Here is a 20,978-nt window from a genome sequence, read left to right as displayed (position 1 = left end):
TCAACCGCGCGCGCCCCCACGGCGGCGCACCTGCAGCGGCGGCACCGGCTCGTCGGCATGGCCCTTGTAGAGCGGCGATTCGAGATAGCGCGCGATGGCGAAACGCACCAGAACGGCAACGGCGGCGGAAGCCGGCACGGCGATCAGCAGGCCGACGAAGCCGAACAGCGCGCCGAAGGCAAACAGCGCAAACATCAGCCATACCGGATGCAGGCCGACGCTTTTGCCGACCAGCCTGGGCTGCAGGATGTTGCCCTCGATGAACTGGCCGACGAAGAACACGCCGGCCACCGCCGCGACCATTGTCCAGTCCGGCCAGAACTGGACGAAGGCGACGCCGACGGCCAGTACCAGGCCGGTCAGCGAGCCGACATACGGGATGAACGAGATCAGCCCGGCGAACAGGCCGATGAGGATGCCGAAATTCAGTCCAGTCAGCGTCAGGCCGGTGGCATACATGGCGCCGAGCACCAGGCACAGCGTGCCCTGGCCGCGCACGAAGCCGGCGGTCGCCGTGTTGATGTCCCTGGCGATCGTCCTGACGGTCTTGACATAGTCGCGCGGCACCCAGCTGTCGACGATTGTCACCATGCGGTCCCAGTCGAGCAGCATGTAGAAGGCGACGACCGGCGTCACCACGAACAGGCTGATGACCGAGACCAGCGCCACGCCGGAGCTCCAGATCGAGGTGAAGACAGTGGTCAGGAGGCCGAAGCCGGAGGTCAGCAGCGAGTTCAAGCCTTCGCGCAGGCCGTTGGCGTCGACGCCAAATTTCTCTTCCAGCCATTTCGGGTCGAAGCTGGTGATCAGGCCTTGCAGCCGAGTCAGATAGTCCGGCAGCTTACTGGCGAAATCAGCCATCTGCGAGGCGAGCACCGGAACCAGGATGACGACGGCCAGCACCAGGACGACGATGAAGGCGATGAGGATGACCACCGTCGCCATCAGCCTGGACAGGCCGAGACGCTCCAGCCGGTCGGCGACGGGATCGAGGAAATAGGCGAGCACCATGCCAGCGACGAAGGGTAGAAGGATGCCGCTGAAGACATAGAGGAAGACGGCGAGGATGATGGCGCTGACCAGCCAGAAGCGGATCTGGCGGCGAAACGACGCCGATGCCGCAGCCTCCGCTGCCGCGGCTTCGGCCTCGGCGTCGATGGACCGTTCGTCAGGTGCCCGGTGGTCAGGTGCCCCGTGTTCAGGTGCCCCGTGTTCAGGTGCCGGGTGTGGAGCCTTCGCCATAGCCGCTCATATGCCTCAGCCAAGCCACGAGATAGGCCGCGGCCGAAGCCACGGTCAAGAGCCCGGACAGCAATATGAGGGCCGGCCTCAGCGGATCGAGACGGATGTCGAAGGCGAGTTCGCCCAACACCACTGCCGCCAGCACGATCTGGATCGCGGTGTTTGCCTTCGACACCAGGAGCGGCTTCATCTCGACCGGATGTGCCATTACGGTGGATAAAAGCACGGCGCAGACGATCAGTGCGTCGCGCGACACCATGGTAACGACCAGCCACAGCGGCAGTTCGCCGCTGAAGCCCAGGACCACGAAAACCGAGACCAGCAGCAGCTTGTCGGCCATCGGATCGAGATAGGCGCCGAGCCTGGAAAACTGATTGAAATGGCGGGCGATGAAGCCGTCGACCCCGTCGGAAATGCCGGCAATGAGGAAGCCGGCAAACGCCCAGTCCCAGCGTTCCTGCAGCATGGCCAGCACCACGGCCGGCACCAGCACGAAGCGCATGATCGTGATCATGTTGGGGATGGTCAAACGCATATCCGTCGCTCTTGTTTGTCGATACATGATGGAGATGGAGGGTTACGGCAAGTGAGAAGCGGCAAAAGTTGGGCCGTGCACGGGTTTGTCGAGAGCGCACTGGCAGCGAAGCTGTTTTGGAACAAGCGGCGCAGTGGCTGGACTCTTCGGCAACCATCAAGGCACCATGGCGCAACAAAGAGGGAGTGAAACGTTGTCTTTGGCCGTTGGCGAAGCGCGTAAGTATCTCGATACGTTCATGACGGGACATGGCTTTCGCCGCATCCGGAAAGGCGTCTTCGAAGTCGACCGGAGCGACGATATCAGCCTGATTCTCGAAGAGGCCTTTACTGCAAGCTATGGCGATGTTCATGTGAACATGCTCGTTTACCTGGACTTTCTTACCGTCAGGCCGTTGCTTGAAAGGCTGTACGGCAAAAAATGGATCTGGCCCGGACTGTCGCAGTTTCATCCTGAAACGATATTTAACAATGAGCTGAAAGCTTATGCTCGTTACTTCGAGCACCTTGACCAGACGAGCATAGATAGGTTGCTGGGGAAATATGTCGAGCTGGCGCGACGGATCAGGGCTCAGAACCCGGACCTCGCCAGTTACGTCGCCGGACATAGCGAGTTGCTCGACAAACCTTACGAATTCACACAGCCCTTCGCAGTTCGGATCCTCGCGCTGATTGCCTGCGAAATCGAACTTGGGCACTACGAGCGGGTGAAGCAGGCTGTGCACTGGATTCGAACGAACAATAGCGGAATAGCGCTGAACGGCTACGCCAAGGCACAACTCGACCGCGTCGACATGGTTCTGGCGGAACGAGAGGGGCGTCCGTAAAGGCGGCAGCTTGGGCGACTGTCCACTCTTTTGTCGAGCCAAGACCGTCTGATCCCGCCGTCATCCTTGCGAGGTGCGGCCGTTCATGCGAAGAGCCCGGGAAAGCAATAGCTTATTTTCCCCACTGCCGAACGACGATGGCGCAGAGAATCACAATCGCTTGGCGAGTCACGCTTTGCTATCTGGCCGGACTGACAGAAAGTCTGCTGGCTTTCGCATCTTTCGGAGCCCCGCACCGCAATATAGCGACGCAAGATCTTCTGTGGGCCTTCGCTCTTGAGCTGGCCATAGGCGTGGTCGTCTCTTGGCCCCTCTGGCTGACCGCCGCTGTCGTCGCGTTCGTTTTCTCAAGGTCAGTCGCGGCAAATCCAGGTCTGTGGACTGCCGCGGCGGCTTTGATCGCCGCCGGCTTCTCGTATGGGACCCTGCCCTTCGACGGTGAGATCAGGTCTCTTGCCACCGTCGGTGGCCTCGCCTCAATTCTGGCAGGGATTTCTTTTTACTGTTGGAGTATATCGCGCCCGGTTCCGCCGGTATCCAACTGAAAACACCATCATCGCGCGCTTGCCTTGCGGGGCAAAACCGTTCATGCGAAGAGCCCGCAAGCGAATGAAACCAGCGACAGGCAAGCGCAACAGATGAGCAGGCGCCGGAAATGAGCAAGCGCAAGAACGGGCTCACCTATGCCGAAGCGGGCGTCGACATCGATGCCGGCAATCTCATGGTCGAGAAGATCAAGCCGCTGGTGCGCGCCACCCGCCGGCCGGGCGCCGATGGCGAAATCGGCGGCTTCGGCGGCGTGTTCGATCTCAAGGCAGCCGGCTTTACCGATCCCGTGCTGGTCGCCGCCAATGACGGCGTCGGCACCAAGCTGAAGATCGCCATCGATGCCGGCAAGCACGACACGATCGGCATCGATCTCGTCGCCATGTGCGTCAACGACATCGTCGTACAAGGCGCCGAGCCGCTGTTCTTTCTCGACTATTTCGCCACCGGCAAGCTCGATCCCGACCAGGGTGCTTCGATCGTGGGCGGCATTGCCGCCGGCTGCCGGCAGGCCGGTTGCGCGCTGATCGGCGGCGAGACGGCGGAAATGCCGGGCATGTATCACGACAAGGACTACGACCTTGCCGGCTTTGCCGTCGGCGCCGCCGAACGCGGCCAGTTGCTGCCGACCGACGACATCGTCGAGGGCGATGTGCTGCTCGGCCTTGCCTCGTCGGGCCTGCATTCGAACGGCTTTTCGCTGGTCCGCCGCATCGTCGCGGTAAGCGGCCTTGGCTGGGGCGATCCGGCGCCGTTCAATGACGAGGCGACGCTGGCCGAGGCGCTGCTCGAGCCGACGCGCATCTACGTCAAGTCGATCCTCAAGGCGATCCGCAACACGCATGGCATCAAGGCGCTGGCCCATATCACCGGCGGCGGCTTTCCCGAAAACATCCCGCGCGTTCTGCCCAAGGATTTTTCGGCCGAGCTCGATCTCGGGGCCATCGAGGTGCCACCGGTGTTTTCGTGGCTGGCCAAGACCGGCGGCGTCGCGCCGGAAGAGATGATGCGCACCTTCAATTGCGGCATCGGCATGATCCTGGTCGTCGCCTCGGGCCAGGCGGCGCAGGTCGCTGCAGTTCTGCAGGAGGCCGGCGAGACGGTGACGCCGATCGGCCAGATCGTGCCGCGCCGCGATGCCGGCGTCATCTATCGGGGCTCGATCGGCCTATGACCAGAAAACGCACCGTAGTGCTTATTTCGGGGCGCGGCTCCAACATGACGGCGCTGATCGCGGCGGCGAGCAACCCGGCCTATCCGGCCGAGATCGTCGGCGTCATCTCCGACCGCGCCAATGCCGCCGGCCTCGGCATCGCCGCGGCGCGCGGCATCGCCACCAGGGTGATTTCGCGCTCCGACCACGCTAGCAAGGAAGCGCATGACGGGGCGATCGACGCGGCCGTTGTCTCTTTCGGCGCCGAAATCGTCGCGCTGGCCGGCTATATGCGCATCCTCGGTGCGCGTTTCGTCGAGAAATGGCAGGGCCGCATGGTCAATATCCACCCTGCCCTGCTGCCCGCCTTCAAGGGGCTGGATACGCACGCGCGAGCCATCCGCGCGGGCATGCGCATCCATGGCTGCACGGTGCATTTCGTCACGCTCGACATGGATGACGGGCCGATCATCGCCCAGGCCGCCGTGCCGGTAATGGTCGGCGACAATGAGGATACGCTGGCCGCGCGCGTGCTCAAGGCCGAGCACCAACTCTATCCGCTGGCGCTGGGCCTGGTCGCCGAAGGCAAGGCGCGGATGGAAGGCGGCCGCACGGTGTTTTCGCGCTTCGCCGACGATGCCGACAACGCCACGTCGGTGGTGATCGCGCCCGACCCACTGCGCGAAGAGACCGATCTCGAGCACCTGGCGCGGATAACGCCGTAAGGGTCCGTAGAAAAAGCCAATAAATCGTCGGGTCGGCAGAAATAGACCAATGGACGTTTTCGACAGCGCGATCCGGACAAAGCGTGATCTGGCCGGCGTCTTCGAGTACGATCAAGGGGACGATCCGAAAAGTGCCACGGCATATTTTTATCTCTGTCGGATCGAGGACGGGCGAGTAGGTCCCGTCGTCGGGGCAATTCACGTTCGATCGGGCGATTGGGCCATTACTGAAGCAGACATTTCGGTCAGATGGGATAAAGATGAACGGCGCGTAGGCCTGTTTATCTTTGGTGCGCTTTGGGCGAGTTTTGATACCGCCATGAGCACAAAACATGGCGGCGGATATGGGAAAGACTTTCAGCCGGACATCCCTTGGACTTGAATTGAATCCATGAAGCAACTGCTGCTCCTGCGTCACGCCAAGTCGAGTTGGGACGATCCCGATCTCATCGACTTCGACCGGCCGCTGTCCGGGCGCGGGCTGAAGGCAGCGCCGCTGGTCGGACGCGAACTGGCCCGGCGCGGCTGGCTGCCGGAGCTGGCACTGGTGTCGCCGGCGCTGCGCACCCGCGACACGTGGCGGCTGCTCTCGGCGGAATTGCCGGCGAAGGTGCAGGCCAAATTTGCCCAGGCGCTCTACGAGGCAGCAGCGGCGGACATCCTCGCCAAGGTGCGGCAAGTAAAGGCGGGGACCGGAACGCTGCTGGTGCTTGGCCACAATCCCGGGTTGGAGGAGTTCGCGCGCGGTCTTGCCGGGGCTGGATCAGATGAAGCGGCGCTGAAGAAACTGGCGGAAAAATTCCCGACCGCGGCCCTGGCTCGGTTCGACGTCGATGGCGATTGGGCCGGTCTCACCTTCGGCAGCGCCCGGCTGACGCACTGCATTTGGCCGAAGGATCTTCGCTAGGGATTGCCTGGCAGGCCGGAGGATCGCCGACCTTTCGGCCAACCCGGCTTCGCACAAACAAGAGCGGCGGGCCAGGCCCGCCGCTCTTTGTGCTCCGGGTTTGAAGGAACTAGCGGCCCCAGTTGCCCCGGCCAGATTGGGGCACTACGGGTTGATCCGTGCCGAACCGGGTGGTCGCCTCGGTGTCGACGGCGTTGTGCTCAGCCGTCAGCGGCTTGCGGATGGAACCAGTAAACCCGCTGTCGATAGTGCCGACAGGCGCGTTGCCAACAGCCGCGGCCGGCTGGTTGACGCCGTCCGAACCATAGTGATCGCTGCCGGCAAAGGCGTTGCCCGTGGCGATGAGGACGATGGTGGCGACGGTAAGAGCAATCTTGGTCATTTCAGGTACTCCAGTGTACTGGTCATTCGTGAGTTGTCGTTGCTTTCGACGCATTCGAGATGAGAGCGCTGCCCGCGCCGACGAATACGCATCGGCTTCTTCCGACGTGCATGTTGCTGGACGATTTCAGTAACCGAGATCATGGCTACAGATGAAACCTGCAAATTAAAGTATTCGATCGGCGCAGGATCTATCCGGCGCTCGTCCCGGCTGATACGCAAAAGCAAGAGTAGCGAGCCGAGCCCGCCGCTCTTGTGTTCCAGGGCTGTGATAATCAGCGGCCCCAGATGCCTTGGCCGGATTCAGGCGCCACCGACTCGGAAGTCGTCTTGACACCGGCATGCTCGGAAGTAACCGGCTTGCGGATCGAGCCGGTAAACGTGTTGTCGACGTTGGCAGCAGCAGCGGCCGGCTGGTTGACGTTGTCCGAGCCATAGTGGTCGCTGCCGGCAAAAGCAGTGCCGGTGGCAACAAGGATGGCGGCGGCGGTAAGAGCGATCTTGGTCATTTCAGGTACTCCGGTAGTTCTTTGTTCTGTCCGTCAAGTGGCGTGCCTTGGGAGCATTCGCGTCGCTCGGACCACCCCGAGGTGGGTTGGCAAGCCTGTCGTTTCCAATCACGAAAATTTTGTACGGGTGCGCCATATTGGCCGCTTGAAATTCGACATGCGGCTCCTTTCGCCACAATGCTCTTCTTTCTTTTCAATTGGTTATGCGGTCATTGGTGATTTGCGGCCCGAACATTCTGTGAGCCGGCGTTCACCCGTTTCTGTACGCTCTGTCAACAGAACCGAACCGTTCGGTTCGAGCTATTTTGCGTTTGGCTGGATCAGCGCTTCAGAGCCTCGATCGACATGCCTGCCGACGGATCAGTGCGCGCCATGAAAATCACGCCGCCAGCTCAGCGCCAGCGGCGTCATGCTTGGGCCGCGCGCTGGCCAGAAGCACGACGGGGCAGTTGCAGGCGGCTAAAACAGCGCCGGCGGTTTCGCCGAAGAACAGGTCCTCACCCGGACGTTGCGTGACGCCCATCACGACGATCGCCGCTCCTTTGGCCGCCTCCCGGGTGATGGCCTTGTCGGGTGTGACGCGGGTATGGAACGCTGTGTCGATATGCAGGCCGTAGCGGCCCGCCAGATCAGCGATGTCTTTCAGAACGGCCTCTTCGCGGCTATGCGACACCGATGTCGACCTGCGACCCTTGGCTGCCCTTTGCGAGACGTAGAGAACCTTGATCCGCGCCCGGTTTGGACGGGCCAAGGCCAGCGCCAAGTCGGCGGCGCGACGCGCCACCTGGGTACCGTTGACGGGGACAAGAATGCTGGTGCCGGCCTTCAGCGTAGGCATCTTTTCGGCAGCATTGCCGCCGTTCAGGACCAGGCAAAGCGGGCCGTCAAATCCCCCGGCAATGTCGTTGAGGGCCGGCGCGAAGGCGCCATTGGCGGTCAGCACATTGTCAAGGCCGACCAGCAACAGGCCGTATCCCTTGCGGGCCTCTTCGGCGATCGTCTCACCCGTGGCTTCCAATTCGGTGCGGGCCGTCAGGTGGACTTTGTCGACAAGCGTATCTTCGATCCGTTTCACCGCCTGGGCGCTTTTTTTTGCACCCTTCTTGATTTCCTGCAGGGCGCGCTCCTGTCCCTTGCTGTCGGTTGGCCTGTCAATTCGGCCGTCTTTCGGCTGAAGCAAGGTGGTGGGCAGGCGAAGCAAGGTGGTGGGCATGCCGCTGCCTCCGCCGACCAGTCCGGCGAGATAGGCAGTGAACTTCCCGATCCTGCTGTCATCGACCAGCACCAGCAGCCGCTCCAACCTGGAAATGAAGCCGTGTTCGTCCAACGCCTCGCGCTCGACACGCTGCTGCTCGTCATGCCCAACCGGCAGCCGGCCGAGCGCACAGCGCAGCATCGGCGGCATGGCCAGCGTGGTGATCACGGCCATGGTGACGATCATGGTGAAGAGATTGTGCGACAGGATGTTCATCGACAGGCCGATGCTGGCGACAATCACCTCGGTCGAGCCGCGCGCGTTCATTGCACTGCCGACGGCGATTGCTTCCTTGAACGACATGGCGGCGAGCTTGGCGCCGATGAACGCGCCGCCAAACTTGCCGATGCTGGCGATGACCAAGAGTGCGCCCGTCAGCATGGCAAGCGTCGGATCGGCGAGCACGGTGAGATCGGCGGAAAGCCCCGCCATGCCGAAGAAGATCGGCATGAGCAGCGCGGTGATGACGCCGCGCAGCTGGCCTTCGATATGGCTGGAGAGGATGGGTGATTCACCGACAAGGATGCCAGCGACGAACGCCCCCAGCACCGTATGGACGCCTATCATGTTGGTGATCAGCGCCATCACGCCCATGATGATGATGATCATGGTGATCACCGCAAACTCGCTGCGGAATTGATCGTTGGTCCAGCGGATCAGGGTGAAGACAAGACGGCGGCCAATGGTGAAGGAGAACACCATGAACAGTGCCACCGCGGCGATGGTGGTCACCAGCGGTGCGAACTGCAGCCTGCCGTTGGTGGCGATACCGAAGGTTACGGCGATGACCAGCCAGCCGATCGTGTCCTCGATGATCGCCGAGGAAATAATCACCTGTCCGAGGTTGCGGCGCATGAAGTTCATTTCGCGCACCACCATGGCGACGACCTTGACCGACGAGATCGACAGCGCGGTGCCCAGGAACAGCCCGGCGACGGTGCGTTGCGTGGGGTCAGCCAGCAATGCGTCCGGCAGGAACTGCGCCAGCGCGAAACCGCAGATGAAGGGCACCACGACGCCGGTCGCCGAAATGGAAAAACAGGCCGCGCCAACCCGGCGCACAAGCCGCAGGTCCGTCTCCATGCCGGTCAGCAAAAGCAGCATCAGGATGCCGAGCTGCGAGACCGCGTCGATCATGCCCCTTTGCGCGGGATCGCTGGGAAAGATCACGTGCTGGGCCGACGGCCACAGCCAGCCGAACAGCGAAGGACCAAGCAGGATGCCGCCGATCAGTTGGCCCATGATTGCTGGCTGGCCATAGCGCTGCAGCACTTCGCCCAGGCCGCGCCCGACAAGCAGCAGAAGCACGATCTCGGCGACGAAAGCGCCCTCGCCCGAACCGCCCATGCCGGAGGCCTTGGACCCGGCAACAAGCGTCTCCGCCGCCCAGGCCGCGCCTGCGGGGACGAACGCGCAAACCAGCAGCGCCAGGCTGGAACGTGTCGGAGCCTGCCAAGCCATGAAACCCCCATCGCCCAATGCACGTGTCCAACAACGCGCGACAGCGCGTTGCGTTGCCAGACAGGGCGTTGCTAGACGTGGACGTCACCGAAGGAGAGCTCGCCGTCGTCGCTCTCCGTCAGGAAGGCTGCCGCCAATAGGCCCGCATAGAGGACGGCGACCAGCACGACGATGGCGGCGCCCGGAATTGGACCCAGCGCAGCACTGGTGACGGCCTCACGCATCGACCCAACGAAACCGATGCGGACGCCTTCGTTTAAGAGGCTGGGGGTCGACAGTTTGAGGATCCAGGCCAGCAGCAGGATCAGCAGCATGTAGATGTAATTGCGACGCAGGCGGCGCGCCAAAGCCGCGCGTTGCGAAATCAGGAATTTTGGTGCGCGCAGGCTCTCGCCGACGATCAACAGCCAATCGGACGCGAAATCCGGCTGCGGCGAGAATACCTGCGCGAAATAGTGCCGTTCGAACTGGCGCACGCGAGCCCGATAGAAGTCGAAGAAGCGGTATCGCCGCGCCTCTATCCACAGCAGCAGCAGAACAAGCAGCATGGCAAACAGCAGCACGCCATGGTGAGCGCTGGCTGTCGAAAGCGAGACGGACAGCATCGCCGCGACAACCGTTATCGCCCAGTTGCTCGTCCGGTCCAGGCGGTCGCGCCACCCAGCCATGCGCGCAATCTCGGCGCGATGAAAGTGGGACATCGTGGTTACGAGTTCGCCGGACGAAAGCGTTCGCCCGATGGGGTCCGGCGCCGCCAACGCTTCTGCCATGACCATGCCTCCACCCGCCATGCGAAAACGGCCGGAGGAACATATCGTTCCGAACGCTTCAAGTTGCCGGGCGCAGCCAGACCTTGTTGTCGTGGAAGGCGGCGCCGCCATAGGGCGCCGGCGCATCGGCGCCGGTCAGCACGTTGATGCCCTCGCCGCGCTCATGGGCGCTGTTCGGCCAGATGCCTTCGGCGACGACCACGCCGCGCCTGATGCCGTCGAACAATCTTACGTGCAGCACCACCTCGCCACGCTGGTTGCCGACTTCGACACGGCCGCCGTCGGCGACGCCGAGTGCCGCCGCATCATCGGGATGCAAGAGCAGCTCCGGCCGGCGCTCTTTTGCCTGCGACACCGGCGTTTCGGCAAAGGTCGAATTGAGGAAATTGCGCGCCGGCGAGGTGGTCAGCCGGAACGGGTGCGCTTCGTCCGCCACCTCGATCAGGTCGACATGATCAGGGAATTCCGGCAGGCTCGCCACCGGCCCGAACAGGCCCATGCTTTTCGGTGGCCGATTGGGCGACGCCTGGCCCGTCCAGTCGGCGCGAAAATGGAATTTTTTGTCGGCATGGCCGAAGCCGTCCAGGAAATGCGCGGCCTCGAAATCCGGCTGCAAATCGACCCATTTTTGCTCTTTCAGGCTCGAAAAGCTGCCCAGCCCGCGCTTGCCCAGAATGATATCGATATGCTGCTGCTCGGTCATGCCGAAGCCCGGGCGATCGGCGACACCGAGCCTTTTGCCGAGCTCCTCGATGACGAAATGATTGGTGCGCGGGCCTTCCGGCGGATCAATCAGCTTCGGCCCGAGCGTGATGTGCTGGTTGCCGCCGCCCTTGTAGACGTCGTCATGCTCGAGAAACATCGTCGCCGGCAGCACCACATCGGCGAGCTTGGCGGTGTCGGTCATGAACTGCTCATGCACGCAGGAAAACAGATCGTCGCGCAGAAAACCTTGCTTCACCAGCCGCTGCTCCGGCGCGACATTCACCGGATTGGTGTTCTGGATCAGCAGCGCCGTCACCGGCGGCCCGCCATAGAGCGCATCCTCAGCCCCGGTCAGCACCGGGCCGATGCGCGAATGATCGAGATGACGGATCGCGGGGTCGCGCATCCGCGTGCCTTCGAGCAGTTCCTGGTTGAGTTTGAAGATGCCCGAATTGGTATGGAAGGCGCCGCCGCCCTCATACTGCCAGCAGCCGGTGACCGCCGCGATCGAGGCTGCGGCATGCATGTTGACCGAACCGTTGCGCTGCCGCGAAAAACCGTAGCCGAGGCGGAAGTAGGTCTTCTTCGTCGTGCCGACGAGCCGGGCGAAGGCCTCGATTTCGTCCACCGAAAGCCCGGTGATGTCAGCGGCCCATTGCGGCGTCCTCGTCTGAAGATGCGCTTCCAGACCGTGCGGATCGTCGGTGTGTTTTTCCAGATAGGCGCGGTCCGCCATGCCGTCACGAAACAGCACATGCATCACCGCGCAGGCCAGTGCGCCGTCGGTGCCGGGCCTCAGCACCAGGCCCAGATCGGCCTGCTTCATCGTCGCATTCTCGTAAACGTCGATGACGACGATCTTGGCCTCACGTTCCTTGCGCGCCTTGATGGCGTGGGTCATGACGTTGACCTGCGTGACCACGGCATTGGTGCCCCAGATCACCACGCAGTCGGACTTTGCCATCTCCCGCGGGTCCGGGCCGCGCAGCGCGCCGGCGCCCATCATCCAGCCGGTCCACGCTAGATTGGTGCAGATCGAACCGAAGAAGCCGGAGTATTTTTTGGCGTGCCTGAGCCGCTCGATGCCGTCGCGCTGCACCAGACCCATCGTGCCGGCATAGTAATAGGGCCAGACCGTCTCCGAGCCGTATTTCGCCTCCGCCGCGATGAATTTTTCGGCGACAAGGTCGAGTGCGGCCTCCCAGCTCGCTTCCTTCCATACGCCCTCGCCCTTGGCGCCGGCACGGACCAGCGGCTTCAGCAGGCGGTCGGGATGATGCATGCGATCGGCGTAACGGGCGACCTTGGCGCAGATGACGCCGGCCGTATAGCTGTTGGCCTTGGCGCCATGGACGCGGCCAATGCGCCTGGCGTCGAGCAACTCGACCTCGAGCGCGCAGGTTGACGGGCAATCATGCGGACAGGCCGAATGGCCGATTTTAAGCTTGGCGTGCTGATTCATGGGAGCAAACTAGCCGGTTGTGATTGCGGCGTGTAGGGCCAGTTACCCGCCATCAATGCGCTTGAGCAAGGCGTTGTAGGCGCCGCATTTCGGGCAATTTATGTGGCGCTCGACATGCGATGATCCGGCTCCGGCGTCGATGACCAGCAGATTGCCGTCTCGACACTCAGGGCATTTTACGACAGCTTCGGAATTGACGGCCAAAACCTTGGCAGCTTCGATCCAAAGTTTTGCCGACATCGTCCTACTCCGCCGTGCCTTCCTCGTACTCCGCCGACATCGACAGCCATTTTTCCTCGTGGCCGGCCAGCTGTTGCGCAAGTTGTGAGCGTTCCTTGGCCAGCCTTGTCGCGGTCGAGGGGTCCTTTTCGTAGACAGCCGGGTTGGCGAGTTCATCCTCGATCAGGTCGATGCGCTTGCGGAGGCGGTCCATCAGCGCTTCGGTGGCGCGGATTTCCTTGGCCAGTGGCTCGAAGGCGGCGCGGCGCGCGGCTGCATCGCGGCGGCGGTCGGCCTTCGACGCTTTGTCCGCCTCGCGCTTGCCGCGGCGGTCGCCGGAGACGCCGGTGACCAGCGTCTTGTAATCCTCGAGGTCGCCGTCATACGGATTGACCGCGCCGTCCTTGACCAGCCACAGCCGGTCGGCGGTCGCTTCGAGCAGATGGCGGTCGTGCGAGATCAGGATGACGGCGCCGGGAAAATCGTTCAGCGCATGGATCAGCGATTCACGGCTGTCGATGTCGAGATGGTTGGTCGGTTCATCGAGGATGAACAGGTTCGGACCCTCGAAGGCCGACAGGCCCATCAGCAGCCGCGCCTTCTCGCCGCCGGACAGGTCCTTGGCGGCGGTGTTCATCTTCTCGGTGGTCAGGCCGAACTGGGCGACGCGGCCGCGCACCTTTGATTCCGGCGCTTCCGGCATCAGCCGGCGGACATGCTCGTACGCGTTTTCATTTGGTCGGAGATCGTCGAGCTGGTGCTGGGCGAAGATTGCCATCTTAAGCCCGGGCGCCACGGTCATGCTGCCGGTCTCCTGCTTCAGGCGGCCGGCCAAAAGCTTGGCGAAGGTCGACTTGCCGTTGCCGTTGGCGCCGAGCAGCGCGATGCGATCGTCGGCATCGATGCGCAGCGTCATCTTTTTCAGGATCGGCTCGCCCTCGGTATAGCCGACATTGACGTTGTTCAGCGCAATGATCGGCGAGGCAACCGTCTTCACCGGCTCCGGAAAGGAGAACGGCCGAACCGTGTCGTTCACGATCGCGGCGATCGGCTTCATCTTCTCCAGCGCCTTGATGCGCGACTGCGCCTGCCTCGCCTTCGACGCCTTGGCGCGGAAGCGCTCGACGAAGGATTCCATGTGCTTGCGCGCGGCCTCCTGCTTGACGCGGCCCTTCTCCTGCAATTCGCGCTGCTCGGTATATTGGCGCTCGAACTGGTCGTAGCCGCCGCGCCAGAAGGTCAGCTTCTTCTGGTCGAGATGGACGATCGAGTTGACGGCGCGGTTGAGCAGGTCGCGATCGTGCGAAATCAAGAGCACGGTATGCGGGTATTTCGATACGTAGTTTTCCAGCCACAGCGTGCCTTCGAGGTCGAGATAATTGGTCGGCTCGTCGAGCAGCAGCAGGTCGGGCTCGGCAAACAACACGGCGGCCAGCGCGACGCGCATGCGCCAGCCGCCGGAGAAGGACGAGGCCGGGCGCCGCTGCGCGGCATCATCGAAGCCGAGGCCGGCGAGAATGGTGGCCGCGCGTGACTCGGCCGAGTGCGCATCGATATCGGCCAGCCGCATGTGGATGTCGGCGATGCGGTGCGGATCGGTCGCCGTCTTTTCCTCCTCGAGCAGTGCACTCCGCTCAAGATCGGCCTTGAGCACGATCTCGATCAGCGGCTCCTCGGTGCCCGGTGCTTCCTGCGCCACCTGGCCGATGCGCGTGTTCTTGGGCAGGCTGATAGAGCCGGTCTCGGAGGCGAGATCGCCGGTGATCGCCTTGAACATGGTCGTCTTGCCGGTGCCGTTGCGGCCGACAAGGCCAGCCTTGCTGCCGGCCGGCAAGGTCAGCGAGGCATGGTCGAGAAGCAGGCGTCCGGCCATGCGGAGCGAAAGGTCGTTGATGATCAGCATGGCCGCGCTTTTGCACGGGACAACCATGCTTCGCAAGGGCTGGAGCCCCGGTTCGCCGCATAAGGCGCGAAAACCGGCAAGCAGGTAAGTCGATCCGCCTGGCGGCGACTCCCGCAAGACGCAAAAAGAACCCGCTATCCTGAGGGGGGACAAGGAGAGCGGGTTCTTTCGTGAACGGCGGCCTTGGGAGCGTCCGATCGACACCCAAACACGCAGCAGCCGGGTTTGTTCCATGTGTTGATGAACAAACGCTGGCGTGGCCGGCAGGTTTGTCCACAGGGGCGTGTCGTCTGTACGCTATCGACCATGACGCCGCGGAAAGACTCGGCTATCCTTGGATGTGCGGCGGGCCTGATCTCCGCCTGGCCGGCGCCATCAGCTTCCTCCCAAGCGGCGCCGGCCACCTCTTTGACCAGTGCCGATGCTATTTCAGGTGGTCATTGTTTCGGCGGCGTGCCGGGCTGATCGCCGCCGGTCGTCGACTTCGGCACGGGATTCTTGTCGACCTGCGGGTTCTGCTCGACCGTGTCGCCAGGGGCCTTGGTCGGCTGGATGTTGTTGTCGCAACCCGCAACAGTCAGAGCTGCCACAAGTAGCAGGATTGAGCGCTTTTTCATCGCAGTCTCCTCTCGCCCGACAACGAGGCGTCGGCGATTTGGTTGCGCGGCCGGTGTCGTTCCCGCATTCGCCAAGGAGCCGGGGAACAAAATGCCGCGTCTCCGGTTGCTCCACAATCAATGGAGGAAGGCATGATCCGTCTGCTCATTGCCGGGGCAATCGTCTATGTCGCCTATCGCGTCGCCAAGAAAGTGATCGACGAGGTGCCCGACGATTTTGATCCGCTGCTGCTGCCGCCGCCACAGGACGATCGCGAGGCGCTGCGGCGGCAATCGGCAAGGATGGGCGTCGAGCCCGAGCGTTAGTCAACGGGCCTGCCCGCAAGGCTTCTTCGCTCACGAGCCCTATTCCGGCTCCGCAAACCGTTGCGAACAAAGCAGAAACGATGCTTGATGGGCGATGAACCTCGCCGCCCGTGATTCGTCCTTCCAGCCGGCCTATCTGGCGAAGCTCAATGCCGAGCAGCGGCTTGCCGTCGAACATGGCGACGGCAAGATCGCCGGACCGTTGCTGGTGATTGCCGGCGCCGGCTCCGGCAAGACCAACACACTGGCGCACCGGGTCGCGCATCTGATCGTCAGGGGTGCCGACCCGCGCCGCATCCTCTTGATGACGTTTTCGCGCCGTGCCGCAGCGGAAATGGCCAAGCGGGTCGAGCGCATCGCCGGCGAGGTGCTTGGGCGCGATGCTTCTGTCATCACCGATGCGCTGAGTTGGGCCGGCACATTCCACGGCATCGGCGCCAGGCTGCTGCGCGATTATGCGCTGGAGATCGGTCTCGATCCGGCCTTCACCATCCACGACCGCGAGGATTCCGCCGACCTGATGAATCTCGCCCGCCACGAGCTTGGGTTTTCGAAGACCGAAGCCCGCTTCCCGACCAAGGGCACCTGCCTTGCGATCTATTCGCGTGCCGTCAATGCACAGGCGCCGCTCGGCGAGGTGCTGGGTTCGGTGTTCCCGTGGTGCGCCGGCTGGGCCGAACAGCTGAAACAATTGTTCGCCAGATATGTCGAGGCCAAGCAGGCGCAGAACGTGCTCGATTACGATGATCTGCTGCTTTACTGGGCCCAGATGGCCGGCGAGCCGGAAATCGCCGCGCTTCTGGGTGCGCGTTTCGATCATGTGCTGGTCGATGAATATCAGGACACCAACCGGCTGCAGGCATCGATCCTGACGGCGCTGAAGCCCGACGGATCGGGGCTGACGGTGGTCGGCGACGACGCGCAGTCGATCTATTCGTTCCGCGCCGCGGAAGTGCGCAATATCCTGGATTTTCCCAAGCAGTTCGCGCAGCCGGCGGAGGTCGTCATGCTGGAGCGCAACTACCGCTCGACCGAGACGATCCTGGCGGCCGCCAATGCTGTGATCGGCGAAGCGTCGGAGCGTTTCACCAAAAATCTATGGACCGAGCGCAAATCGGCGGAAAAGCCGAAGCTGGTGAGCGTGCGCGACGAGACCGAGCAGGCGAGCTATGTCTGCCAGGCGATACTCACCGAACGCGAGGCCGGCACCGTTCTCAAAGCACAGGCCGTGCTGTTTCGCGCCTCGCACCATAGCGGCCCGCTGGAGATCGAGCTGACGCGCCGCAACATCCCCTTCGTCAAGTTCGGCGGGCTGAAATTCCTCGACGCCGCTCACGTCAAGGATGTGCTGGCCGTGCTGCGCTTTGCCGAAAACCCGCGCGACCGCGTCGCCGGCTTTCGCGTGCTGCAACTTCTGCCCGGCATCGGCCCTTCGGCCGCCAATGCAATCGTCGAGACCATGGCAAATTCGCTCGACGAGACGATGGGGCTTGCCCGCTACCGGCCGCCGCAGCGTGCCGCCGACGACTGGCCGGGCTTTGTCGCGCTCTATTGCGGCCTGCGCGCAGGTGCGCAAAAATGGCCGGCCGACATCGAGCAGGTCAGGCTCTGGTACGAGCCGCATCTGGAACGCATCCACGAGGATGCGACGACGCGCCGGGCCGATCTCCTGCAGCTCGAGCAGATCGCTTCCGGCTATGCGTCGCGCGAGCGCTTTCTCACCGAGCTGACGCTCGATCCGCCGGACGCCACCAGCGACGAGGCCTGCCCGCCGCACCGCGACGAGGATTATCTGATCCTGTCGACGATCCATTCGGCCAAGGGCCAGGAGTGGAAAAACGTCTTCGTGCTCAACACCGTCGACGGCTGCATCCCGATCGATCTCGGCGTCGGCAGCAAGGAGGACATCGACGAGGAACGGCGGCTGCTCTACGTGGCGATGACGCGGGCCAAGGACAGCCTGCACCTGGTCATGCCGCATCGCTTTTTCGTCCACGGCCAGGCGGCGCGCGGCGACCGCCATGTCTATGCCTCGCGCACGCGCTTCATTCCGCGCTCGATCCTAGGCGCCTTCGAGCAGGTGGCATGGGCAAGCGTCCAGGCCCCGGACGATCCGCGCCGCCAGCCGCAGGTGCGTGTCGACCTCGGCGCCCGCATGCGTGGCATGTGGAAATAGGCACCCGCCTCGCCGCTGGCACTGCTCGCCCGGCGACCGCTCCCAGACCCGGCGAAAAAACAATCCCGGCAACATGGAACCTCGCGCCGTGATCCGCGTTTCTGCCCGACCCCCAGACCGGAGAACGGCGTCCGCCGTGACCTCCGCCCATTCGAGAGGCCAGAATGCACGACAGGACGTTTTCCACCCCGGTCGCCCTAACCGTTGGCGCCGGCTACAAGCGTACGATCGCTTCGTTCTCCGAGATGCACGAATTCCTGACCGAGTTCCCGCCTTCGCGCCGGCGGCTGAGCTATGGCGCCGCGGTAAAGGCCTGCGAGGCGGCACGTGCCGGCGAGATCTCGGCCGAAGCGGCACGCGACGCCCTGATCACCTTCGCCGTGACGGCAGGCATCCTCTGGCCGGCCGCCCAGCCGGCAGTCTCGGTCAAGCCGGTCGCCCGGGGCCTCGGCGGCTACGCCGCCTGACAGAAACGACCGTCAATGGACCGTCATCGGGCCGCCGCCCGGCGGGTCGCCCGCTGCCGCGGTCTCGAAACTGACCTGATCGCGGCCGTTCGATTTGGCCTTGTAAAGGTGCTTGTCCGCCACCACGAACATCTCGGCGTAGGTGGTCGGCCCGCTGAAGGCGACGCCGCCGATGCTGACCGAGAGAGGACAGGGCCGGCCGCCAGGCGAGAACTCCGCCTCACGGACGCGTCGGCGAATTGTCTCCGCCACCAGCCAGGACTGCGAAGGATCTGCGCCGGGAAGGAAAACCGCAAATTCCTCGCCGCCGATCCGGCCGACGATATCGGCGCCGCGCAGCTGGCCCTGGATCGTCCTGGCGATCAGCTTGAGCGCCTGGTCTCCGCAGTCGTGGCCGAGGCGGTCGTTGACGGATTTGAAATGGTCGGCATCGACGATCAACAAGGCGCCGGCATTGACGACGGAATGGCTGCGGGCCTGTTCGAGATAGGCCTCGACGAGCATCGAAAACGCACCCCGGTTGAACACCGCCGTCAGGCTGTCGGTCGCCGCGACGATGGCCAGTGCCTTCTGCGCGATGGCCAGCTGGCGCATTTTCCACATCAGGAAAAAGAAGAACGAGCCGGCCAGCACAAGCGGCAGCAGCAGGTCGGTGAGCTGCGCCCGCCACAGCGCTTCCGGCGACAAATACGGGAAATTGAAGGAATCGACGAAGAACGCGGCTGCAATGCAGACCACGGTGCCAGCGACGGTAACCGCCACGACCCTGCCCCAGCTCGTCGGGGACAAATCGATCCGCATTTTTTTGCTCCTGCTTCAGTCGGCCACCTTGAAGCAACAGCGCAAACGAAGTCCTAAGACTTTGCTTTCAATTCGATCGCAGTCGAAGCGAACCGGCCGTCGAGATGGCGGCCAGATAAGCGGGTCGGTCCTAAATCAGCTGCCTTCTGACACTCATTCGGGTCACCGCAGTCACAAGAATGGCGCCGATCATGAAATAGATGGTCGCGACGATGTCGCCCTGGTGGAAATAATAACCGGAGTTGAGAAGCGCCAAGACCACGGCGAAGAACGCCACGAGGCGCAAGGGTTCATTGGGCATGCGTGCCAATTCTCGCTGTTGCTGCTGAATGCTGCTGAAGCGGCCGCCCTCACGACCGTGCGCTCCATAAAATGTTTTGGCGCGTTTTGCAATCTCGGCAGATCGTCCCCTATCCACCGTCCGCTTCCCCAACCGCCCCAGGTTCAGGCGAATGCTCTGCCCTCCTCGCTGCGCTGGAACATCGTCAGGTCCAGTCCGAGGCTTGGCTTGCCCAGAACGGTCAGGATCGCATGCGCCTGGCCGCGGTGGTGGGTCTGGTGGTTGAAGAAGTGATCGAGCGCCGGCGCCAGCCGCTGCGAGACGGTGCGCATATCCGAGACGGTCATGTAGGAGAAGCGGCCCGACAGCGCCTTGTCGCTCAGGCCGTCGACCCAGTCGATGATCCGTTTGTCCTCGGCCTCGCGCGCCAGCCGCAAGCCGGGCAAGGCGCGGTGCAGGATCGTATCGAGCCTTGCCGGCGCGTCGCCCTCGCCGGTGAAGCGTTTCATCCAGATACGGTCGGCTGCCAGGAGGTGGTTGAGCGTTCCCATCATCGAACCGAAGAAGACGCCGACATTGCGGTCGAACTCTTCCTCGTCGAGATCGGCGGCGGCATCGTAGATACGGCCGTTGGCCCATTGATTGTAGGCCGCAAACATCCTGAAATGCTGTTTCATTCTTCTCTCGACCTGCGAGACCCTGTTTCGCGCGGGTCTGTTTCGGGCATAGTTAGACTGCAAGGACGCTGCCGCCAATGACCATTCTGCTCTATGACCTTGTCGGACGCGACGCCGCCCGCCCATTCAGCCCACATTGCTGGAAGGCGGCGATGGCGCTGGCCCACAAAGGGCTCGACATCACCAGCGTGCCGACCCGTTTCCTCGAAGTGCCGAAGGTGGAAGGCGGCGTCTCGAAGCTCGTTCCGGTGATCCGCGACGGCGAGACGGTGGTCGCCGATTCCTTCGCCATCGCGCTCTATCTCGAGGAGGCCTATCCCGAGCGGCCGACATTGTTTTCCGGCGACGGCGGTAAGGCGATGGCGCGCTTCATCGAACGCTGGTCGCAGCTGACCATCCATCCCTACGTCACCACCGCTGCGATACTGGACCTACACGCCATGCAGGACGAGGCGAACGCCGCCTATTTCCGGCAGACCCGCGAGCAGCGCTTCGGCAATCGCCTGGAGGCGGTATACGCCACCCGCGACGCTGGGCTCGCCAGCTTCCGCGCCTCGCTGGAGCCGCTCCGCTCGATGCTTGGCTATCAGCCCTTCATCAGCGGCCAGTCGCCGCTATTTGCCGACTACATCGTTTTCGGCGCGCTGCAATGGGCGCGCATCGCCACGCCCTACCGGCTGCTCGACGACAGCGACGTCGTGGCGCAATGGTTCGAACGATGCCTCGATCTGCATGGCGGCGTCGGCCGCACGGTCGCGCCGGCAGCGATCGCCCCGCTTGAGGGGTGAAATCGGCAGTTTCATCGGGCAACGCCACATTTTGTTCTTGCTTTGTGCCGGCAGCTATGCTACTAATTTGGGTATGGTGCTGATTCGTACCGACGACCCGCCCGGCTTGCCGAGGCGGGTTTTGTTTGCCGATCGAGGTCCAACGGCGTAGATGGCGGCGACGTCGCCCGGCCTCGGCTAAAGCGCGTCGCGTTCGACTGGCCTCATGTGACGCGCTTTAGGTTCTTGATTTGATGCATGTCGTTACCGCAAAACCGCTGCACAATT

At 63.2% G+C, this 20,978-nt stretch carries 23 protein-coding genes; 9 read left to right on the top strand and 14 right to left on the bottom strand.

Going from position 1 to position 20,978, the window contains the following annotated elements:
- Window positions 1–1,242 carry an AI-2E family transporter gene (locus tag NKI95_RS15025; RefSeq protein ID WP_352717618.1) on the bottom strand — a complete coding sequence of 414 codons (1,242 nt, stop codon included), beginning with the start codon at window positions 1,240–1,242 and terminating at the stop codon, window positions 1–3.
- On the bottom strand, window positions 1,214–1,771 hold the full coding sequence (locus tag NKI95_RS15020) for a CDP-alcohol phosphatidyltransferase family protein (protein ID WP_352717678.1): 558 nt from the start codon (window positions 1,769–1,771) through the stop codon (window positions 1,214–1,216). The genes NKI95_RS15025 and NKI95_RS15020 overlap by 29 nt, the downstream gene beginning before the upstream one ends.
- Window positions 1,772–1,910: 139 nt before the next feature.
- On the opposite strand from NKI95_RS15020, the gene NKI95_RS15015 reads away from it, so the two are divergent.
- From NKI95_RS15015 to NKI95_RS14995, 5 genes are all read left to right on the top strand, one after another.
- On the top strand, window positions 1,911–2,603 hold the full coding sequence (locus NKI95_RS15015; protein ID WP_352717617.1) for a hypothetical protein: 693 nt from the start codon (window positions 1,911–1,913) through the stop codon (window positions 2,601–2,603).
- A 655-nt stretch (window positions 2,604–3,258) separates the two neighbouring features.
- Window positions 3,259–4,323, top strand: coding sequence for a phosphoribosylformylglycinamidine cyclo-ligase (gene purM, locus NKI95_RS15010; protein WP_352717616.1), 1,065 nt, complete (start codon window positions 3,259–3,261; stop codon window positions 4,321–4,323).
- The gene (purN, locus tag NKI95_RS15005) at window positions 4,320–5,027 is read left to right on the top strand and encodes a phosphoribosylglycinamide formyltransferase (protein ID WP_352717614.1); all 708 of its coding nucleotides are present in this window, start codon (window positions 4,320–4,322) and stop codon (window positions 5,025–5,027) included. The genes purM and purN overlap by 4 nt, the downstream gene beginning before the upstream one ends.
- 49 nt (window positions 5,028–5,076) lie before the next feature.
- Entirely contained in the window at window positions 5,077–5,409 is a 333-nt protein-coding gene (locus tag NKI95_RS15000) for a hypothetical protein (protein WP_352717613.1), read from the top strand.
- Window positions 5,410–5,418: 9 nt separating this feature from the next.
- Window positions 5,419–5,934, top strand: coding sequence for a SixA phosphatase family protein (locus NKI95_RS14995; RefSeq protein WP_352717611.1), 516 nt, complete (start codon window positions 5,419–5,421; stop codon window positions 5,932–5,934).
- Window positions 5,935–6,043: 109 nt separating this feature from the next.
- Here NKI95_RS14995 and NKI95_RS14990 read toward each other — a convergent pair whose 3' ends face one another.
- From NKI95_RS14990 to NKI95_RS14950, 9 genes are all read right to left on the bottom strand, one after another.
- The gene (locus NKI95_RS14990; RefSeq protein ID WP_352717609.1) at window positions 6,044–6,316 is read right to left on the bottom strand and encodes a DUF680 domain-containing protein; all 273 of its coding nucleotides are present in this window, start codon (window positions 6,314–6,316) and stop codon (window positions 6,044–6,046) included.
- Window positions 6,313–6,543, bottom strand: coding sequence for a hypothetical protein (locus tag NKI95_RS14985; protein ID WP_352717608.1), 231 nt, complete (start codon window positions 6,541–6,543; stop codon window positions 6,313–6,315). The genes NKI95_RS14990 and NKI95_RS14985 overlap by 4 nt, the downstream gene beginning before the upstream one ends.
- A gap of 47 nt (window positions 6,544–6,590) precedes the next feature.
- A complete protein-coding gene (locus NKI95_RS14980) occupies window positions 6,591–6,824 on the bottom strand; it encodes a DUF680 domain-containing protein (RefSeq protein WP_352717607.1) in 234 nt (77 codons plus the stop codon).
- A gap of 379 nt (window positions 6,825–7,203) precedes the next feature.
- Window positions 7,204–9,426, bottom strand: coding sequence for a cation:proton antiporter domain-containing protein (locus NKI95_RS14975; RefSeq protein WP_502909164.1), 2,223 nt, complete (start codon window positions 9,424–9,426; stop codon window positions 7,204–7,206).
- Between the two features lie 185 nt (window positions 9,427–9,611).
- Window positions 9,612–10,310, bottom strand: coding sequence for a DUF2270 domain-containing protein (locus tag NKI95_RS14970; protein WP_502909163.1), 699 nt, complete (start codon window positions 10,308–10,310; stop codon window positions 9,612–9,614).
- 58 nt (window positions 10,311–10,368) lie between these two features.
- Window positions 10,369–12,477, bottom strand: a complete 2,109-nt coding sequence (locus tag NKI95_RS14965; protein ID WP_352717602.1) for a molybdopterin-containing oxidoreductase family protein — start codon at window positions 12,475–12,477, stop codon at window positions 10,369–10,371.
- Between the two features lie 42 nt (window positions 12,478–12,519).
- Entirely contained in the window at window positions 12,520–12,717 is a 198-nt protein-coding gene (locus NKI95_RS14960; protein ID WP_352717601.1) for a hypothetical protein, read from the bottom strand.
- Window positions 12,718–12,721: 4 nt separating this feature from the next.
- Window positions 12,722–14,599, bottom strand: coding sequence for an ABC-F family ATP-binding cassette domain-containing protein (locus NKI95_RS14955; protein WP_352717599.1), 1,878 nt, complete (start codon window positions 14,597–14,599; stop codon window positions 12,722–12,724).
- Window positions 14,600–15,036: 437 nt separating this feature from the next.
- On the bottom strand, window positions 15,037–15,216 hold the full coding sequence (locus NKI95_RS14950) for a membrane lipoprotein lipid attachment site-containing protein (RefSeq protein ID WP_023719775.1): 180 nt from the start codon (window positions 15,214–15,216) through the stop codon (window positions 15,037–15,039).
- A gap of 132 nt (window positions 15,217–15,348) precedes the next feature.
- Here NKI95_RS14950 and NKI95_RS14945 point away from each other — a divergent pair, with 132 nt between their 5' ends.
- The 3 genes from NKI95_RS14945 to NKI95_RS14935 all read left to right on the top strand — a co-directional run bounded on the left by NKI95_RS14945 (window position 15,349) and on the right by NKI95_RS14935 (window position 18,165).
- Entirely contained in the window at window positions 15,349–15,522 is a 174-nt protein-coding gene (locus NKI95_RS14945) for a hypothetical protein (protein ID WP_023677660.1), read from the top strand.
- 94 nt (window positions 15,523–15,616) lie between these two features.
- Window positions 15,617–17,698, top strand: coding sequence for an ATP-dependent helicase (locus NKI95_RS14940; RefSeq protein WP_352717598.1), 2,082 nt, complete (start codon window positions 15,617–15,619; stop codon window positions 17,696–17,698).
- A gap of 164 nt (window positions 17,699–17,862) precedes the next feature.
- Window positions 17,863–18,165 carry a DUF982 domain-containing protein gene (locus NKI95_RS14935; RefSeq protein WP_352452964.1) on the top strand — a complete coding sequence of 101 codons (303 nt, stop codon included), beginning with the start codon at window positions 17,863–17,865 and terminating at the stop codon, window positions 18,163–18,165.
- A 12-nt stretch (window positions 18,166–18,177) separates the two neighbouring features.
- Here the strand turns inward: NKI95_RS14935 and NKI95_RS14930 are convergent, their stop codons facing one another.
- The 3 genes from NKI95_RS14930 to NKI95_RS14920 all read right to left on the bottom strand — a co-directional run bounded on the left by NKI95_RS14930 (window position 18,178) and on the right by NKI95_RS14920 (window position 19,923).
- Window positions 18,178–18,966 carry a GGDEF domain-containing protein gene (locus NKI95_RS14930; RefSeq protein ID WP_352717597.1) on the bottom strand — a complete coding sequence of 263 codons (789 nt, stop codon included), beginning with the start codon at window positions 18,964–18,966 and terminating at the stop codon, window positions 18,178–18,180.
- Between the two features lie 130 nt (window positions 18,967–19,096).
- Window positions 19,097–19,384 carry a hypothetical protein gene (locus tag NKI95_RS14925; protein ID WP_352717595.1) on the bottom strand — a complete coding sequence of 96 codons (288 nt, stop codon included), beginning with the start codon at window positions 19,382–19,384 and terminating at the stop codon, window positions 19,097–19,099.
- 26 nt (window positions 19,385–19,410) lie between these two features.
- Entirely contained in the window at window positions 19,411–19,923 is a 513-nt protein-coding gene (locus tag NKI95_RS14920; RefSeq protein WP_352717594.1) for a DinB family protein, read from the bottom strand.
- Between the two features lie 77 nt (window positions 19,924–20,000).
- Between NKI95_RS14920 and NKI95_RS14915 the strand changes: the two genes are divergently transcribed.
- Window positions 20,001–20,711, top strand: a complete 711-nt coding sequence (locus NKI95_RS14915; protein ID WP_352717592.1) for a glutathione S-transferase family protein — start codon at window positions 20,001–20,003, stop codon at window positions 20,709–20,711.
- The last annotated feature ends 267 nt before the right edge of the window (window positions 20,712–20,978 follow it).

This window comes from Mesorhizobium sp. M0306, from assembly GCF_040321655.1.
Taxonomy (GTDB): domain Bacteria; phylum Pseudomonadota; class Alphaproteobacteria; order Rhizobiales; family Rhizobiaceae; genus Mesorhizobium.
This window is presented reverse-complemented; position numbering and strand designations above follow the sequence as displayed.

Coding starts and splice junctions, on each gene's coding strand:
- NKI95_RS15025 (WP_352717618.1), bottom strand. CDS start 1,242: ATGGCGAAGGCTCCACACCCGGCACCTGAACACGGGGCACCTGAACAC.
- purM (WP_352717616.1), top strand. CDS start 3,259: ATGAGCAAGCGCAAGAACGGGCTCACCTATGCCGAAGCGGGCGTCGAC.
- purN (WP_352717614.1), top strand. CDS start 4,320: ATGACCAGAAAACGCACCGTAGTGCTTATTTCGGGGCGCGGCTCCAAC.
- NKI95_RS15000 (WP_352717613.1), top strand. CDS start 5,077: ATGGACGTTTTCGACAGCGCGATCCGGACAAAGCGTGATCTGGCCGGC.
- NKI95_RS14995 (WP_352717611.1), top strand. CDS start 5,419: ATGAAGCAACTGCTGCTCCTGCGTCACGCCAAGTCGAGTTGGGACGAT.
- NKI95_RS14990 (WP_352717609.1), bottom strand. CDS start 6,316: ATGACCAAGATTGCTCTTACCGTCGCCACCATCGTCCTCATCGCCACG.
- NKI95_RS14980 (WP_352717607.1), bottom strand. CDS start 6,824: ATGACCAAGATCGCTCTTACCGCCGCCGCCATCCTTGTTGCCACCGGC.
- NKI95_RS14975 (WP_502909164.1), bottom strand. CDS start 9,426: ATGGGCGGTTCGGGCGAGGGCGCTTTCGTCGCCGAGATCGTGCTTCTG.
- NKI95_RS14970 (WP_502909163.1), bottom strand. CDS start 10,310: ATGGCAGAAGCGTTGGCGGCGCCGGACCCCATCGGGCGAACGCTTTCG.
- NKI95_RS14965 (WP_352717602.1), bottom strand. CDS start 12,477: ATGAATCAGCACGCCAAGCTTAAAATCGGCCATTCGGCCTGTCCGCAT.
- NKI95_RS14960 (WP_352717601.1), bottom strand. CDS start 12,717: ATGTCGGCAAAACTTTGGATCGAAGCTGCCAAGGTTTTGGCCGTCAAT.
- NKI95_RS14955 (WP_352717599.1), bottom strand. CDS start 14,599: ATGCTGATCATCAACGACCTTTCGCTCCGCATGGCCGGACGCCTGCTT.
- NKI95_RS14950 (WP_023719775.1), bottom strand. CDS start 15,216: ATGAAAAAGCGCTCAATCCTGCTACTTGTGGCAGCTCTGACTGTTGCG.
- NKI95_RS14945 (WP_023677660.1), top strand. CDS start 15,349: ATGATCCGTCTGCTCATTGCCGGGGCAATCGTCTATGTCGCCTATCGC.
- NKI95_RS14940 (WP_352717598.1), top strand. CDS start 15,617: ATGAACCTCGCCGCCCGTGATTCGTCCTTCCAGCCGGCCTATCTGGCG.
- NKI95_RS14935 (WP_352452964.1), top strand. CDS start 17,863: ATGCACGACAGGACGTTTTCCACCCCGGTCGCCCTAACCGTTGGCGCC.
- NKI95_RS14930 (WP_352717597.1), bottom strand. CDS start 18,966: ATGCGGATCGATTTGTCCCCGACGAGCTGGGGCAGGGTCGTGGCGGTT.
- NKI95_RS14920 (WP_352717594.1), bottom strand. CDS start 19,923: ATGAAACAGCATTTCAGGATGTTTGCGGCCTACAATCAATGGGCCAAC.
- NKI95_RS14915 (WP_352717592.1), top strand. CDS start 20,001: ATGACCATTCTGCTCTATGACCTTGTCGGACGCGACGCCGCCCGCCCA.